At 70.9% G+C, this 15,362-nt stretch carries 14 protein-coding genes and 1 pseudogene; 10 read left to right on the top strand and 5 right to left on the bottom strand.

The features are described from left to right. Positions 1-104 precede the first annotated feature (104 nt). From FH715_RS04640 to FH715_RS04655, 4 genes are all read left to right on the top strand, one after another. A complete protein-coding gene (locus FH715_RS04640) occupies positions 105-941 on the top strand; it encodes a helix-turn-helix domain-containing protein (RefSeq protein ID WP_139640922.1) in 837 nt (278 codons plus the stop codon). Further along, entirely contained in the window at positions 938-1,147 is a 210-nt protein-coding gene (locus FH715_RS04645) for a DUF397 domain-containing protein (protein ID WP_139640924.1), read from the top strand. Before FH715_RS04640 ends, FH715_RS04645 begins: the two co-directional genes overlap by 4 nt. Positions 1,148-1,389: 242 nt before the next feature. Next, entirely contained in the window at positions 1,390-1,599 is a 210-nt protein-coding gene (locus tag FH715_RS04650) for a DUF397 domain-containing protein (protein WP_139640926.1), read from the top strand. Positions 1,600-1,648: 49 nt separating this feature from the next. Then, complete coding sequence (locus tag FH715_RS04655; RefSeq protein WP_425472666.1) at positions 1,649-1,921, top strand: DUF397 domain-containing protein; 273 nt, start codon at positions 1,649-1,651, stop codon at positions 1,919-1,921. 11 nt (positions 1,922-1,932) lie between these two features. On the opposite strand, the gene FH715_RS04660 is transcribed toward FH715_RS04655, so the two are convergent. Together FH715_RS04660 and FH715_RS04665 are read right to left on the bottom strand one after the other, a co-directional pair. Further along, on the bottom strand, positions 1,933-2,544 hold the full coding sequence (locus tag FH715_RS04660; RefSeq protein WP_139640928.1) for a suppressor of fused domain protein: 612 nt from the start codon (positions 2,542-2,544) through the stop codon (positions 1,933-1,935). Positions 2,545-2,622: 78 nt separating this feature from the next. Further along, the gene (locus FH715_RS04665; protein ID WP_139640929.1) at positions 2,623-3,828 is read right to left on the bottom strand and encodes an alpha/beta fold hydrolase; all 1,206 of its coding nucleotides are present in this window, start codon (positions 3,826-3,828) and stop codon (positions 2,623-2,625) included. 108 nt (positions 3,829-3,936) lie between these two features. Between FH715_RS04665 and FH715_RS04670 the strand changes: the two genes are divergently transcribed. Then, positions 3,937-4,338, top strand: coding sequence for a hypothetical protein (locus FH715_RS04670; protein WP_139640931.1), 402 nt, complete (start codon positions 3,937-3,939; stop codon positions 4,336-4,338). Positions 4,339-4,940: 602 nt separating this feature from the next. Further along, a complete protein-coding gene (locus FH715_RS04675; RefSeq protein ID WP_246108548.1) occupies positions 4,941-5,792 on the top strand; it encodes a S66 peptidase family protein in 852 nt (283 codons plus the stop codon). Positions 5,793-6,015: 223 nt separating this feature from the next. On the opposite strand, the gene FH715_RS04680 is transcribed toward FH715_RS04675, so the two are convergent. Beyond that, positions 6,016-6,792 carry an SDR family oxidoreductase gene (locus tag FH715_RS04680; protein ID WP_139640933.1) on the bottom strand — a complete coding sequence of 259 codons (777 nt, stop codon included), beginning with the start codon at positions 6,790-6,792 and terminating at the stop codon, positions 6,016-6,018. A 252-nt stretch (positions 6,793-7,044) separates the two neighbouring features. On the opposite strand from FH715_RS04680, the gene FH715_RS04685 reads away from it, so the two are divergent. Next, positions 7,045-7,953 carry a helix-turn-helix domain-containing protein gene (locus FH715_RS04685; RefSeq protein ID WP_139640935.1) on the top strand — a complete coding sequence of 303 codons (909 nt, stop codon included), beginning with the start codon at positions 7,045-7,047 and terminating at the stop codon, positions 7,951-7,953. Between the two features lie 152 nt (positions 7,954-8,105). Beyond that, entirely contained in the window at positions 8,106-8,948 is an 843-nt protein-coding gene (locus tag FH715_RS04690; protein ID WP_425472670.1) for a helix-turn-helix domain-containing protein, read from the top strand. 141 nt (positions 8,949-9,089) lie between these two features. On the opposite strand, the gene FH715_RS04695 is transcribed toward FH715_RS04690, so the two are convergent. Continuing rightward, a complete protein-coding gene (locus tag FH715_RS04695; protein WP_211367427.1) occupies positions 9,090-10,538 on the bottom strand; it encodes an MFS transporter in 1,449 nt (482 codons plus the stop codon). Between the two features lie 227 nt (positions 10,539-10,765). Here FH715_RS04695 and FH715_RS04700 point away from each other — a divergent pair, with 227 nt between their 5' ends. Next, positions 10,766-11,206: a winged helix-turn-helix transcriptional regulator gene (locus FH715_RS04700; RefSeq protein WP_139640939.1), complete on the top strand. Its 441-nt coding sequence runs from the start codon at positions 10,766-10,768 to the stop codon at positions 11,204-11,206. 747 nt (positions 11,207-11,953) lie between these two features. Continuing rightward, positions 11,954-12,097, top strand: a pseudogene (locus tag FH715_RS28740) (response regulator transcription factor); the annotation flags it as partial. 60 nt (positions 12,098-12,157) lie between these two features. Here FH715_RS28740 and thrS read toward each other — a convergent pair. Further along, positions 12,158-14,158 (bottom strand): threonine--tRNA ligase, encoded by a 2,001-nt coding sequence (gene thrS, locus FH715_RS04710; RefSeq protein ID WP_139640943.1) that lies wholly within the window; start codon positions 14,156-14,158, stop codon positions 12,158-12,160. Between the last annotated feature and the right edge of the window lie 1,204 nt (positions 14,159-15,362).

Consider the following 15,362-nt stretch of genomic DNA (forward strand, 5'->3'; position numbering starts at 1 on the left):
CTGCTCCTCTCCGTAGCGTCTCCACTACTTGAGGTAGACAGAGTACCGCTCGATCGGGGATCATTCAACGTGCTGGATCGGCACGAAAGATTGGTGTGCTGCCCTTGAACCGCAAGGAGTTGGTCCCCGAGAGTTCCCCCGAGGCCGCGTATGGCGCGCGTCTGCGCAGCCTGCGGGAGGGGCGGGGATGGACACAGGAGGAGCTGGCGAACCGGATGGGTTACACCAGCAGCCACATGTCCTCCGTGGAAACTGGTCGAAAGATTTCTACCTTGCGCTTTGCGCGCAGTGCCGATCGCGTCCTCGGCACCGAGAACACCGCGGATGCGTTCGAACGCGAATGGCGCGAGATTCGCCACGGGAGCCTGCTGGAGGGATTTCCCGAGTACGTCGAGTGCGAGGGACGCGCCGCCGAGATCAGGGTGTTCGAGATCGGCGTCGTCCCCGGGCTGCTCCAGACGCCGGAGTATGCGACGGAGCTTGCCCAGAGCGCCGTCAACCGGGGGGCGATCAGCCCCGAGCAGGCGGAGGAGCGAATCGCGCTCGTCACCGAGCGGCGGACGGCGCTGGAGCGGACGCCTGCCCCGCTGATCTCCGTGGTGCTGGACGAGAGTTGCATCCGTCGCCCCATCGGGGGCCCAGCGGTGATGAACGCGCAGTTGGCCTATCTGGAGGAGTTCGCCCGGCAGCCGCACACCGTGCTCCAGCTCGCCCCCTTCGAGATGGGCGTGCGCCGCACCCTCAGTCTGCCGGCCCACATCCTGACGATGTCGGACCGCTCGCTGCTGTCCTACGCGGAGTCTTCACTGCGCGGAAACGTGGAACGGGATAACGGGTCCGTCGTCCCGTTGCTGACGGCTTACCATCAGCTACAGGCGGAGGCGCTGTCCCAGTCGGCCTCCGTCGCCGCTATCAAGCAACAACGAAAGGGCACCCCGTGAGCTCCGAAGCCCCCCGTTGGTTCAAGTCCTCCTACAGTGACAACGGTGGCGCCTGTGTCGAGGCCGCCGACAATCTCGCCGCGACCAGCGGTGTGGTTCCCGTCCGTGACTCCAAGAGCCACGACGGTCCGGTTCTGACCTTCTCGACCGGCGCGTTCTCCTCGTTCGTGACGGGCGTCAAGTCCGGGCGGGTCAGCACCGACTGACCGCCACACCGGTTGTGCGCGGAGCCACGGGCGCGTTGTCCCCGCAACCCGTTCCGCGCACAACCCCCGCACCACTCCGCCCACGCCGGCTCGCGAGTGAGTCCTTCGGTCGGGTCCGAACGCGTCCGAAAACCGCATATGGAGCCCGCGGTCGCAGGGCAGCCTGATGCTGTAGGGCACGATGTCCCGCTGTCCCAGCGGGCGTTGGTCGCCGTGATCCAGCAGCTACGAAAGGGCATCCTGTGAGCTCCGAAGCCCCGCGTTGGTTCAAGTCCTCCTACAGCAGCAACGGTGGCGCCTGCCTGGAGGCCGCCGACAATCTCGCCGCGATCCGTGGCGTGGTCCCGGTCCGTGACTCGAAGCGCCTGGAGGGTCCGGTTCTGACCTTCTCGACCGACGCGTTCTCCTCGTTCGTGACGGGCGTCAAGTCCGGGCGGGTCAGCGCCGACTGAGCGCGGCGCCGGTTGTGCGCGGAGGCCCCGTTGCCCAACGGTCGGCGTCTTGGGACGATTTCCCGAGGTGACCGACTCCGCGCCCAACCGGCGCGACGACAAGGACAACGAGGGAGCCGAACCGTTGAACACCCCTGGTGAAACGCACTGGTTCAAGTCCTCCTACAGCAATAACGGCGGGGCCTGCGTCGAGGTGGCCGCCCTGACCGGCGCGCGCCACGGCGTGCGCGACTCGAAGCGCGCGGACGGCCCGTTCCTCACGTTCCGCCCGGCGGCCTGGCGCGCGTTCCTGCACGCGGTCGAGGAGCGCGGGACCCGGTAGCGCGGGCCTCCTCAGCCGGCGCGCTCCACGTCCCACAGCCGGGTCTTCTCGGCGCGCCACCGTTCCCAGAGGTCCTCTCGGCCCTGCTCCGGGGACTCCAGCACGTCGATCTCGGCGGCGGTGAGCGGGAGCAGCACCACCAGGCGCAGCGCTCCGGCCGGGGCGCCGGGCCCGTGGGGCTGGTCGGGCCGGTCGGGCTGGTCCGGCCAACGGGCGTCGGCGAGGACCGAGAACGCCTCGCCGACCAGCGGATGGGTGTCGAAGAGCAGCCCGTGGATGCCCGTGTCGGGCACCATCGGGGCCTCCGACTGGATCCACGCCCCGAACTCGGCGCTCTCGCCCGACGCGATGAACCACCGCGCCGCGACCCGCGCGAGGTGGTGCGCCTCCCGCTCCTGACTCGCCTGGAGGGTGCAGGCGAACTCGACCGGCCCGTCGACTCCGGGCTGGAAGGGCACTCCCAGGGTCAGGGCCGAGACCAGTCGGGCACGGTCGTCACGGTGCAGGCCCATGCCGAACCCGTCGTCCCCGACGGGAGCCACGCGGGCGTACCCCGGCCCCAGGTACCGCTGCGCGTGGTCGTGGAGAGCCGTGTAGTAGGGGTCATCGAGCGGAACAACCATGCCCGGCATGATCGCAGTCAGGCACGCCCCCGCGGGAGGCGAGGGCGGCAGGGCGGCGGCGGCTCACCGCGCGTCGGCTCACCGCGCGTCGGGTTGTCGCAGCAGCGGCAGGACGGCGCGGGCGAACGCCGCCGGTTCGGTGCTCGCGCCCAGGTGGTTACCTGGCATGTCGACCAGTGGTAGTTCCAGGCGGTCGGCGAGCGCCCGGGTCGCCCGACGCGCCAGCTGGTGGTGGCTCAGCGCGCCCGCGCACAGCGTCAGGGGAACCCGGCGGACGGCCTCGATGTCGGGCGCGTAGAGGACGGAGGGGCCGGCCATCCGTCCCAGGAAGTACCGGTTCTTGTCCAGTTCCCCGGCCGGCAGCTCGGGCAGGGCCAGGTGCGGGGGAGGAGTCTCGCCAGGCCCTGTGTGGTGGCCGGCGCCGCTGAGGTCGTAGAACTCCTGCACCGCGCGCTGCGGGTCCCCCTCGGCCACCGCGAACGCCGCCGTCGCGCGACTGGTCAGGTCCGCGTCGTCCAGGAGGGTGACCAGTGGCGGCTCGTGCAGGACGGCTCGGTTGACCAGTTGGGGATGCCGGGTGGCCAGTTCGAGCAGCGTGACGGCGCCACCGCTGGTGCCGACGAACAGCGCGGGGCCGCCGGTGAAGCGGTCGACGAGCGCGGCGAGATCCTCGGCCAGCACCTCGGGCGTGGGCGCGGCCATCCCCGTTACGGCGCGGCTGTCGCCGATGCCGCGCGGATCGTGGGTGACGACGGTGAACCGTTCCGCCAACTCCCGCGCCAGCGCCGCGAAGCCGGCCCGCCCGGCCGGCGCGCCGACGAGGAACAGCGGCGGCCCCTCGCCCCGGACATCGAAGGCGAGCGCGCAGTCCGGCCGTTCGAGCCGTCGCGGCGTGCCGGCGCCCTGTTCGTCGTAGTCGGCGATCTTGCGGCTGATCACGTCGAGCGCACGGTCCAGCTCCTCGCGCCGCTCCCGGACGCGGCGCCGGTGCGCCGTCAGCAACTCCAGCCGCAGAACGGCCGGATCGGCGGCCCTGCCGTCCGCACCGGTGAACTGCGCGATGTCGGCCAGCGGCATCCCCGTCTCCCGGAGGTGCACCAACATGCGGATCAACTCGACATCACCCGCCGCGTACCGGCGCCGCCCCGCGCTGTCGCGCCGGGGGGCCGGCACGACCCCCTGACGCTCGAAGTACCGCAACGTGTCGGCCGCCAACCCGATCCGCTCCGACACCTCCGCGATGCCGAACAGCTCGTCTCGCTCGTCGTCTCCCTCGTCGTCCATGCGGCCAAGCCTGGGCGCTGGACCCCGGTCCAGGTCAAGCGGCGGGGCGCTTCGGGCGCCGCGCGTCCCTCAGCCAGCGTGAAACGGCCGTGAGCTAGCCTCACGGCCATGCACACCCTCGCCCCAGGCGCTTCGGACGAGGAAATCCTGGACGCCGTCTTCGAGTGGGTCCGGCTGCTCGCGGTCGACGACCACGCGGCAGCCAACACATTCCTCGCACCACACCCGGATCCTCGCTACCGGCTCACACCCGAGGAACTACGCGCCTGCATCGCCAACTACGGAGCCGGGGAACCCGTTCACGGTCGCACGACGCGAGTCACATCTCCGGACACCGCTACGGGCGACCACCCGACACGTACACAGATCTGGCGCGAGGACGGCATGCTGCCGCGCGTCGAAATAGCCCTCCCGCTCAACGGGGTCTGGAGCGACCTGACCGCCATACTCGACATCCAGGAAGACGCTGGACGTTGGGTGCTCACACTCGAACAGGTACACGTTCTGTAACGACTCCGAGCGTGTTCTCCCGGGCGGGAGCCACGGGCCGCCGATCCGCGTAGCCCGCGAGACGCCTGGGGCTGGCGAACGGTGAAGGGGATCGCCCTCTATGACGGCCCCAAGCTGGGAGAGGCAAGGCCGGGGAGTTCGCCCGGGCGTGTTGAGCGTCCTGGGGGCCGGGCCTTCGGCGGTCCGGCCCCTGCGCTGTGTGGAGGCACGCGATCGCGGCGGCGGGCGGCAACGGCGCGTGTGCTCAGAGGGTTCGTGTCGGCGGGTGGGCGCGCCGCGAGGATGGCTTCGGCCAGGTCCGCGGTCTCGGCGTTCAGGCCGCCCGAGCCGATCTCCAGAACGCGCGGAGGCTGTCCGTGGGTCCGGTTGGGGTCTCGGGGCTCGACTCGATCACGTCGGGGAGGCGGAATACCGGCGGCACGGACCTTGTTGGTCGCCATCACTGATCACCCCAGGAGGAGACCCATGCCTGCGATCCTGCGGCCCCGCGCGCTACGTTCCGGCGACCTCGTGGTCGTCGCCGCGCCCTCGGGTCAGCTTGAGCCGGGTGAGGAGCCGCTGCTGGCCCGCGGTGTGGCGATACTCGAACGGATGGTTTCCGCGTGCGGGTCAGCCCGATGGTCGACCCGGCGCGGAGCCGCTGGTGGGCGGCGGGTACTCCGGCGGAGCAGGCCGACGAACTCAATGTCCTGCTCCGGGACCCGGAGGTGCGGGCCATCGTCGCGCACACCGGCGGACAGGCGACCATCGGCTATCTCGACCTGATCGACCTGGACGCGATCCGGGCCGACCCGAAACCGATCATCGGCTACAGCGATATCTCGGTGCTCCACATGGCGTTGCACGCCAAGACCGGCCTCGTCGGCTTCCACGCCGACATCGCCACCCACGGTTTCGGCAGCGACTGGTACACGCTGGGTGACGAGGCCCGTCGCTCCGAACTCGTCGACCTCTACACCCGGGTGCTCACCAAGGCCGAGGCGCCGGGCGCGCTGCCGGCGCAGGAGGCTTGGGAGACCTGGCGGCCGGGCAGCGCGCGGGGGCCGCTGTTCGGCGGCTTGCTGAACCGGCTGGTCCTGTTGCGGGGGACACCGTTCGCCCCGGCCGTCGAGCGGTTCGACGGCGCCGTGTTCTTCTGGGAGGAACTGGAGCGGCCGGTCTCGCGGATCTGGAACGACCTGCACGCCTTGCGGCTGTCCGGTGTGCTGGACCGGATCGCGGGCATGGTGGTCGGCATCCCGAGCGAGGTCACGCCTCACGAGGCGGGCGGGCAGCGCGCGGAGCTACGCGACGTGGTACTCGACGTGCTGGGCCGACGTGACATCCCCGTTCTCGCCCAGGTCGACTTCGGCCACACCTCGCCGAACCTGCCGCTGCCCATCGGCGTCCGCGCACACGTGGACGCGGACAACCGGACGCTGTCCCTGATCGAGCCGGCGGTCGTGGAAGGCTGAGCCCTGCGGGATACCGGGGCGGGCCCGGAGGGTCACATCGAACTGGTCGGCCATGAGGTTCCTCCGGTGCCGGCGAGCCGCGCCCGGGTCAGTCTTGTCTGGGCGCGCGCCGACTCGCCGTGCGGTGCGTGTGTCGATGCTCCGCCTCCGTCGCACAGACGAAGGCGGAGCAGTGTAATCACGGATCGCACCCACGGTGTCACGGAACGACGGAATCCCGCCGCTACACGGCCTGGGCCGTGGGCAGGATGACCAGTTCGCTGATGTTGACGTGCCGGGGGAGAGCGGCGATGAAGGCGACGGTCTCCGCGATGTCGGCGCCGCTCAGGCACTCGATGTCGCGGAGCAGGCCGGCCATCAGGGCGCTGGCGTCGGGGTCGGTGACGTGGTCGGGGAGTTCGGTGTCGACCATGCCGGGTTCGATGGCGTTCACCCGCACGTTCTTCCGGCCCAGTTCGACGCGGATGAGTCGGGTGAGGTGGCTGATGTACGCCTTGGTGCCCGAGTAGATCGAGAACTTCTCCAGGATGCGGGTCGCCGCGATGGAGGAGGTGTTGATCAGGTCGGCGGGCCTGCCACGCTCGGCGGCGGCGGTCAGGTGCGGGAGGAAGGCGGCGATCACGTTCATCACTCCGGTGACGTTGAGATCGATCTGCCGCTGCCAGTCGTCCACTTCGAGCGCGTCGATGGCGGAGATCAACTGGACGCCCGCGTTGTTGAACACCAGGTCCGCCGGCCCCAGGGTGTCCGCGACCCGCTGGGCGGCCGTGCGGACCGCCACGCGGTCGGTGACGTCGACGGGGAGCGCGATGGCCGTTCCGCCGGACGAGGTGATGTCGGCGGCGAGGGCGGAGAGCTTCTCCCGCCGACGTGCGACGAGGGCGACGGCGGCTCCGAGTTCGGCGAGCCGGCGGGCGGTGTCCGCGCCCATTCCGCTGGAGGCGCCGGTGATGACGGCCACGCGGCCGTCGAGGGGGCGTCCGTTGAGCAGGGTTGTCATAGGGAGGGGGTACCTTCCTGTTTCTGGGAGTCGGGGTGATCAGAGAGCGTCGTCGGGCGGTGGCCGCGGAGCTGTCCCGCCGGCCCGTGAGGTCGCGCGGAGGGCCGCGGCCACCGCCCGTGGCGGGGCCCGGTATCCACTGAACCAGCGCTGAGCAGCGAGAAGAGCCCGCAAAAGGGCCCGCTTGATCGGGGGACGGACGGGGCCACCCTCCCGCCGCCGCGACCCGCGCCCACGCGCGATCCTGGAGGGATGGACCGTGAGCACCCCGACAGCGCGCCGATGGCCGAGTTCCTCCGCTCCGCCCGCTCGCGCCTCACCCCGAGGGAGGCCGGGCTCGACGAACACGACCCCGGCCCGGGCCGACGCCGGGTGCCCGGCCTGCGGCGAGAGGAACTCGCCCGGCTGGCAGGGGTGAGCGTCGACTACTACACGCGCCTCGAACAGGGCCGCAGCCGCGGCGCCTCGGCGGAGATCCTCGACGCGCTCGCCACCGCCCTGCGCCTGGACGACGCGGAGCGCGGCCACCTGCACACCCTCGCCCGGCCCCGGCTCGTCCGTCGCCGCCGCCCCCGCCCTCAGCGGGTCCACCGCGCGACCTGGGATCTCCTGGACACCTTCCAGCAGACCGGCCGACCCGCGTTCGTCCTCGGGCGGCGCCTCGACGTGCTGGCCCACAACCAGCTCGCCGGACGCCTGATCACCGACTTCCGCGCGCTGCCCGCCGCCGAGCGGAACCAGGCCCGCTTCGTCTTCCTCGACCCGCACGCGCGCGAGCTGTACCGGGACTGGCCCCGCGTCGCCTCGGACACCGCCGCCATGCTGCGCCTCGACGCGGGCCGCCACCCGGACGACCCGGCCCTGAGCGCCCTGGTCGGTGAACTGTCCATACACAGCGCGGAGTTCCGCCGCTGCTGGTCGGACAACAAGGTGCACCGGCGCACGACCGGCACCAAGGACTACCACCATCCGCTCGTCGGCGAACTCACCGTCACCTACCAGGCGCTCACGCCCGGAGACGACCCGGAGCAGATCCTCTTCGTCTACGGCACCGAGCCCGGCAGCCCGTCCGAGACCTCCCTGCGGCTGCTGGCCCAGTGGGGCGGGACGGCGGCCGACACCGGAGGCGTCCCCGCGCCAACGCCGGGAACGCGCCGCTGACACGGGCCCGTTGCCCGAGTCCCGACCCCTCCGGCAGAGGCGCCCCCCAACGGGCCCGCGTCGCCGGGGCGTTCGACGTCGTGGACGGGACGCGGGAGGGGGTGGGCCAGGTCCTGGTTACCGGCGTCGGTGGTTTCTAGGGTGGCGGCGTGATGACCTCCGAACTCGGCACGTTCCTCAAGGCGCGGCGCGCCCAAGTCCGGCCGGACGACGTCGCGTTGACCAGGTCCACCCGCTCGCGGGTGCCCGGGCTGCGCCGCGAGGAGGTGTCGATGCTGGCCGGCATCAGTGTCGACTACTACGCCCGCCTGGAGCAGGGGCGCGAACGCCACCCGTCGCCCTCGGTGCTCAACGCGATCGGCGGCGCACTCCGTCTGGACGCCGACCAACGCGGCCATCTCTTTCGCCTCGCCGGGCTCGCGCCCACGGCCCTCACCCCGATCTCCGCGACTCCCGGGCGGTCGTTGCTCGACCTCCTCGCCACGTGGCCGCACACCCCCGCGATGGTCATCAACCGCCAGCTCGACGTCCTGGCCGTCAACGACCTCGCGGGCGCGCTGTACTCGGGATTCCGCCGGGTCGACAACGTGGCGCTGATGACCTTCCTCGACCCGGTCGCCACCGGCTTCTTCGTCCCCTGGGACCGGGCGGCGGAGGCGTGTGTCGCCAACCTGCGCCTCGCGCTGGGACATGTCGAGTCCGCCGATTCCGTGCGACGACTGGTCGTGGAACTCTCCGGAGCCAGCTCGGTGTTCCGCCACCTCTGGGCCGGACACGACGTGCGGGGCAAGCAGCACGCGTCGAAGACCTTCCGTCACCCGGCCGTCGGCGAACTGGCGTTGGACTACCACACGTTCGACGTGCAGGGCGCGCCCGGCCACCAGATGGTCGTCTACCACGCCGCGCCCGACTCGCCCGGGGCGGAGAAGTTGCGGTTGCTGGCCTCGCTGCACGCGACCCCCCGGTCCGCTGCCACGCGTCCCGGGCCGGAGTAGGAGAGCGGCGCCGCGCGGGACCGGCGAGGCCACAGGACGGCTCTCCCCGGGTGGCCGGCATCGACAACGGACGGGAAGCCGCCGCAGTCGATGCCGGGGAGGGGAGGGGAAGGGAGGGGGAGCTTCTCGGGATCGCGATGCTCAGCCCTCGGTGTCCGTCGCCTGCGGGGACGGTGAGGATCGGCGTCCCGTCAGCCCGAGGGCGGAAGCGGCGGCGAAGGCCACGACCGGGACCCAGACCCCGATGCGAAAGGCGTCCAGTCCGGCCGCGGTCCCGCTGTCCGCCCCGAGAGCGATCGAGTAGACGGCGGCAGCCGCGGCCAGCCCGATCGCCGCCCCGAACTGGACGGCCGCGTTGAACAGCCCGCTGGCTGCGCCCTGGTCGTCGACGCCGGAAGTCGACGAGATCGCCAACGGGCCGTAGGCGAAGGCGAAAGCCAGTGAGACCAGCACCAGAGGAGGAGCGATCCACCCCATCCCCCACTCCGTACCGGCGGGGAGGAACCAGGCGGAGGCGGCCACCCCCGCCAGAAGCCCGAGGACGGTGACGGACCGGGTGCCGAAACGCCCGAGCAGCCGCGGGGTGAGCAGCGGGGCGATGACGACCTCCAACGACATCAGCACGAATGCCAGCCCGGTCTGGACGGGTGTCCATCCCAGAAGCTCCTGGAGATACAGCGTCAGCAGGAACTGGAACGCGTAGAACCCGGCGGCGAACAGCAGTACCGCCGCGTCGGCCCGCAGCACTCCGGGCGCGCGCAGTAGCCGCGGGGGAACGAGCGGGGCGCTGGCGCTCCGTTGCCGGACGAGGAACAGCGCGAGCAGCGCGAGACCGGACACGAACAGGAGCCCGGTGGTCGTCGTCCCCTCGGCGGGGTCCTCAAGCCGGGTGATGGCGGTGACCAGCAGAACGGCCGCGGCAGTTGCCTTGAGCGCCCCGAACAGGTCCAGCGCCGCGCGGGGCCCCGGCTTCCCGTCGCGGGGGATCGTGGCGACCGACAGGGCCAGGATCACCACGGCGAGCAGGGCGGGGAGGAACAGCACCCAGCGCCAGTGCACGGCGGTGAGGAGACCTCCCAGCGCGGCGCCGAGGGCGAACCCGGCGGCGGTGGCCGCACCGTAGAACACGAGGGCGCGGTCGCGGCGTGGTCCCTCCTCGAACGTGCCCGTGATCAGTGACATGCCCGCCGGTGTCATGAAGCCCGAGGCGGCACCGGCCACGAAGCGGGCGGCCAACAGGAGCCACACCTCATGTGCCGCGGCGCCGAGAACGCAGAAGACGGCGAAGGCGATCAGTCCGGCCAGGAAGACGCGACGTCGGCCGAACACATCGGCGACTCGGCCGCCGAGAAGCATGAACCCGCCATAGGCGATGACATAGGCGGAGGCGATCGCGCTCAGCTCGCCCGTGCTGGCGCCGAAATCCTCACGGATTCTCGGCAGAGCGATGGTGAGCAGAGCGATTCCGCTGCCTTCCAGAAAGATGGCCCCGCACAGCGCGGCGAGCAGAAAGCCTTCTCTCGGCGTGAATCGCGTCACCCCGCCGGGCGGGAGCGACCTTCCTTCGACGGTCGTGGAACGTTCCGACACGCGTGTTCCCTTTTTCGCTGAGAATTGTTGGATGCACGGTGGTGATGCGCCACCGTGCGCCAGTCTTCAACGCGGCTGTCCTCGGCGGAAGACGGCACTTTCGAGAAACCAGGTCACACCGGTGATACCTCCCTGCCACCGCGGCTTCGAACAGCACGCGGTGTGGCGGCCATTCGTTATGGGGCCCTTCTTGCTGACCTGACGTGCCGCCTGTGATGATGAGAGGCATGGAACCTGGTGCCCACACGACGGGGAACGGCGACATCGGAGCTTCCTCGGTCGAGGACAGGTTCGGGTCCTGCGACGTCTCCATCTGGCAGTGGGACCAGCGGGAGGACTGCGACGTCCGGCAGATCCTGGACCGGATCGCCGACAGGTGGTCGCTGCTGGCCGTCGCGCTGCTCGACCGCGGGCCGATGCGCTTCAGCGCGTTGAAGCGCGAGATCGACGGCATCAGCCAGCGGATGCTCACCCGCACGCTGCGTCAACTCGAACGTGACGGCATCGTCGAACGCACCGTCCACCCGACCGTTCCGCCCCAGGTCGAGTACGCCCTCACCGAGATGGGGCGCTCGCTCCACGAGGCCGTCGGGGCGCTGGTGAGATGGACCGAACAACACCAGGACGACATCGCCCGCGCGCGCCGCGCCTTCGACGCGCACGCCTGAGTCGCGCGCCTGTCGCGGGCCGCTGGCGGGCGGCGGCGTACGCGGCGTGGTACGGCCGCGCCGTCACGGGCGTGCGTGACCTGAGCCGCCATCGCCCGGGGTGAGTCGCCCGGGGTGAGTCGCCCGGGGTGAGTCGTCGCGTCGACGTTCCCTGGCGTGGGCGACCCCGGTGACGAGCACGGCCGGCGGAAAACGCGAACCCGATGTTCGGCGTTCGGCGTTGGGCGGACGTTTCCCCGACGGGTCCGTCGGACGAAAGGGCGGTCGCGGGCACGTTCGGGCTGTTTCATGGCCCCCTGGTGAACCGGATCCCGAAATTCCGGCAGGCGCTGTTACCTTCGACGATGCGGCCGTACGGAGAATCCCCTTCGATGTCGACGCGTCTCTCCTGTGCCAGCGCATACCGGCGCACCGGCAGAACGGCGGGAGAGGCGTGGCCTTTCTGTTGGGGATTCACGGCCGGGCCCTGCTCGTTTGTCCAGAGAATGGCTCTGGCGCCGCTCATCACCGGCGCTGGCGGATATCCGGCGTCGAGCGGGGGGTTGGTTGTCGGGCCCGTCGGTCTGTGTGCTGCCGCGCGCCCGTTTTTATCCGCACATCGGCAAGCTCTCACACCGGTGTCCGCGCCATTCCGCGTTTCGCCGTAGTTCCCCTCATCGGCCGGTCGGCCATCTCGCGCGTCGACGTCTCCGACGGGCACGACGGCCAGGCCCCGAGGGGCCCGGCGGGGTATTGCCCCGTCGCGGGGCCGCCTCCGGCCACACCAACGCGGAGATCGCCTCGGTGCTGCACGTGGCACGGCGCACCGTGGAGACCCATCTGACCGCGACCTACCGCAAGCTGGGCATCCGCCGCCGCGTTGAGCTGTCCGCCGTGCTGAACGGGCGCTGAACGGAACGCCGGAACGCCGGAACGCCGGGCCGCCGTCCGACGGCGGCCCGGCGTTCCGCGTCATGCGGCCGAAGGCCCGCTGTTCTCCCGGGAGTTGACGAAGTCGACCACGTGCGCCACGGCCTCGTCCAGCGGGACCCCGTTGCGCTGGGAGCCGTCCCGGTAGCGGAAGGAGACCGTTCCGGCCTCGACGTCCTCGTCCCCGGCGATCACCATGAACGGGATCTTGAGCTTCTGCGCCGTGCGGATCTTCTTCTGCATCCGGTCCTGGGAGTGGTCGACCTCGGCGCGGATGTCCCGCTCGGCCAGGGTGGAGACGAAGTCCGCCAGGTAGTCGGCGTGGTCGTCGCGCACCGGGATGCCCACCACCTGGACCGGCGCGAGCCACGCGGGGAACGCGCCGGCGTAGTGCTCCGTGAGGATGCCGAAGAACCGCTCGATGGAGCCGAACAGCGCCCGGTGGATCATCACCGGCTCCTCGCGCCCGCCGTTCGCCGCCGAGTACTCCAGCCCGAAGCGCTTGGGCTGGTTGAAGTCCACCTGGATCGTGGACATCTGCCAGGTGCGGCCGATGGCGTCGCGCGCCTGGACGCTGATCTTCGGGCCGTAGAACGCGGCGCCTCCCGGGTCGGGCACCAGCTCAAGGCCGGACTCCGCCGCCGCCGTACTCAGGGCCGCGGTGGCCGCGTCCCAGTCCTCGTCCTCGCCGATGAACTTCGGCGAGTCGTCCCGGGTGGACAGCTCAAGGAAGAAGTCGTCCAGCCCGTAGTCCCGCAGCAGGGAGAGGACGAACTGGAGCACCGAGGTCAGTTCGCCGGCCATCTGCTCGCGGGTGCAGTAGATGTGGGCGTCGTCCATGGTCAGGCCGCGGACGCGGGTGAGCCCGTGCACCACGCCGGACTTCTCGTAGCGGTAGACGGTGCCGAACTCGAAGAGCCGCAACGGGAGTTCGCGGTACGACCGGCCCCGGGAGCGGTAGACCAGGTTGTGGAACGGGCAGTTCATCGGCTTCAGGTAGTACTCCGCGCCGTCCAGCTCGATGGGCGGGTACATGGTGTCCGCGTAGTAGGGCAGATGCCCCGAGGTGGTGAAGAGGTTCTCCTTGGTGATGTGCGGCGTGTTGACGAACTGGTAGCCGGCCCTGCGGTGGCGCAGCCGGGAGTAGGACTCCAGCTCGCTGCGGACCGTCCCGCCGCGGGGGTGGAAGACCGCGAGGCCGGAGCCGATCTCGTCGGGGAAGGAGAACAGGTCCAGCTCGGCGCCCAGCTTGCGGTGGTCGCGGCGCTCCGCCTCCTCCAGCCGCTTCAGGTACGCCTTGAGCTCGTCGCGGCTCGGCCACGCCGTGCCGTAGATCCGCTGGAGCTGGGGGTTGCGCTCGTCGCCCCGCCAGTAGGCGGCGGCGGAGCGCATCAGCTTGAACGCGGGGATCAGCCGGGTGGTGGGCAGGTGCGGGCCCCGGCACAGGTCGCTCCAGACCTGCTCGCCGGTCTTGGGGTCCAGATTGCGGTAGGAGGTCAGCTCGGCGCCTCCCACCTCCATGATCTCGTCGGTGTCCACGTCGCTCTTGGCGTCGACGAGCTCCAGCTTGAACGGCTCGTTCGCGAGGTCGAGCCGGGCCTCCTCGGGGGAGGCGTAGCGGTGGCGGTGGAACCGCTGGCCCTGCTTGACGATCTCCTGCATCCGCTTCTCCAGCCGGGACAGGTCCTCCGGCTGGAAGGGCTTCTCGACGTCGAAGTCGTAGAAGAAGCCGTCCTGGATGGGCGGACCGACGCCCAGCCTGGCCTCGGGGAAGATGTCCTGCACCGCCTGCGCCAGGACGTGGGCGGTCGAGTGCCGCAGCACGCTCAGGCCGGTCGGGCTGTCGAGCGTGACCGGTTCGACCTCGGTGTCGGCCTCGGGGGCCCACTCCAGGTCGCGCAGCTGGTCCGAGGGGTCGCGCACGACGACGATCGCCCTGGGGCCGTGCGTGGTCAGGCCGGCCGCGGCCACCGCCTCACCCGCCGTCGTCCCCGCTGGGACGATCACTGGCTCGGCTGGTGGCGACAGACGGGGCGCGGACACGGGGTACTCCTTCGACGGCACGGGCGCAAACGTCGGCCATGCTATCGGGCTGACGCGCTCCCGTTCCGCCGTCCCTGTCGTGCGCTGTCGTGCGTGGTCGCGCGCCGGGCCGCCGGAGAGCGGGGACGGGGACGGGGGGCGTCCGAGCCCGTCTCGGTCGGGCGGCGTCCGGATCCGGGCCGGTGGGGGCCGCCGGGGGCCGGTGCCGGCGATGGGTCCCGCTGAGCCCGCGAGGGGCGCCGGCGCGCGTGGCCGGTGCGCCGTCGGCGGGGCGGGGGAGGGGTGGAACACGAGCCGTGCGGCCCGCCCGTGTCGCGCGGGTGAACATCAAGTCACCGCATACGAAAGCCATGTGACGTCTCGTCACCGTTTCTGTCCGCCCCCGGGGGCCGGTCGGCCGAGGGGCGCCCCGTCTCGGGCGCCCGGGCGGCGCCCGTACCGCGCCCGGGCGGGTCTGTTCGGGGCCTGGCGACCCGATCGGGCACGATCGCAAGCGGGCAAAAACGGAGCGGATGCGTGGTGCTTCGGGCGTGTCATGTAACGCTGTCGCGGCAGATGCCCGCCGGCATGTCCGGTCCGTCGAACAGTCCCGCCTCCGGTTGACGCGCGCGTTTTAGCGAGAACATGCCAGGTGGCGGCGGTCTCCGTGAAACGCGGCGCCGTATTAGTGCTCGTATTAGTCGCGCCCGGCGACTGGGGCTACGTGTGAGTAGTGCCCGGTTCACTAACGCACCATAGCCACAGGCAGAGTGCCTGGCGCGGGCAACGCCCATGCGGATACCGTGGAGACAGGCGCAAGATCGCGGGCATGACTATCCTCCGGACTTGCGCGATTCGCCCGTGCGGTCAATGAGTCCGCGTGGAGCGTCGTTCCCTTGACCATCTGTGTCGAGCCGTTCGGTTCGCAGAGTCCATGAAAAGGGGGGCAAAGTGCTGTGACCCGTGACCAGGGTTCGAGTGCTTGCAGGCGTGCGCCGCCGTGGCGGTGCCGAGTAGGCCGCGCAGATTACATGGCCCGGTAACACCGCTTAATAATTCGCGACCTCGCGGTGCATGGCTTCCCCTCTGGGACGTCTTTCCCCATGCGCACCGCGCGGTGTTTTCGGTACCTTTCCAGAGAGTTCGCCGTCTCGTCGGTGCCGGGTTTTCCCGGTCTCGGCGGCGCGCGGCGCCACGGCGGTGGGCGACGGTGCCGACCGCGGGT

The sequence above is a fragment of the Streptomyces sedi genome (genome assembly GCF_006335015.1).
Taxonomy (GTDB): Bacteria; Actinomycetota; Actinomycetes; order Streptomycetales; family Streptomycetaceae; genus Streptomyces; species Streptomyces sedi.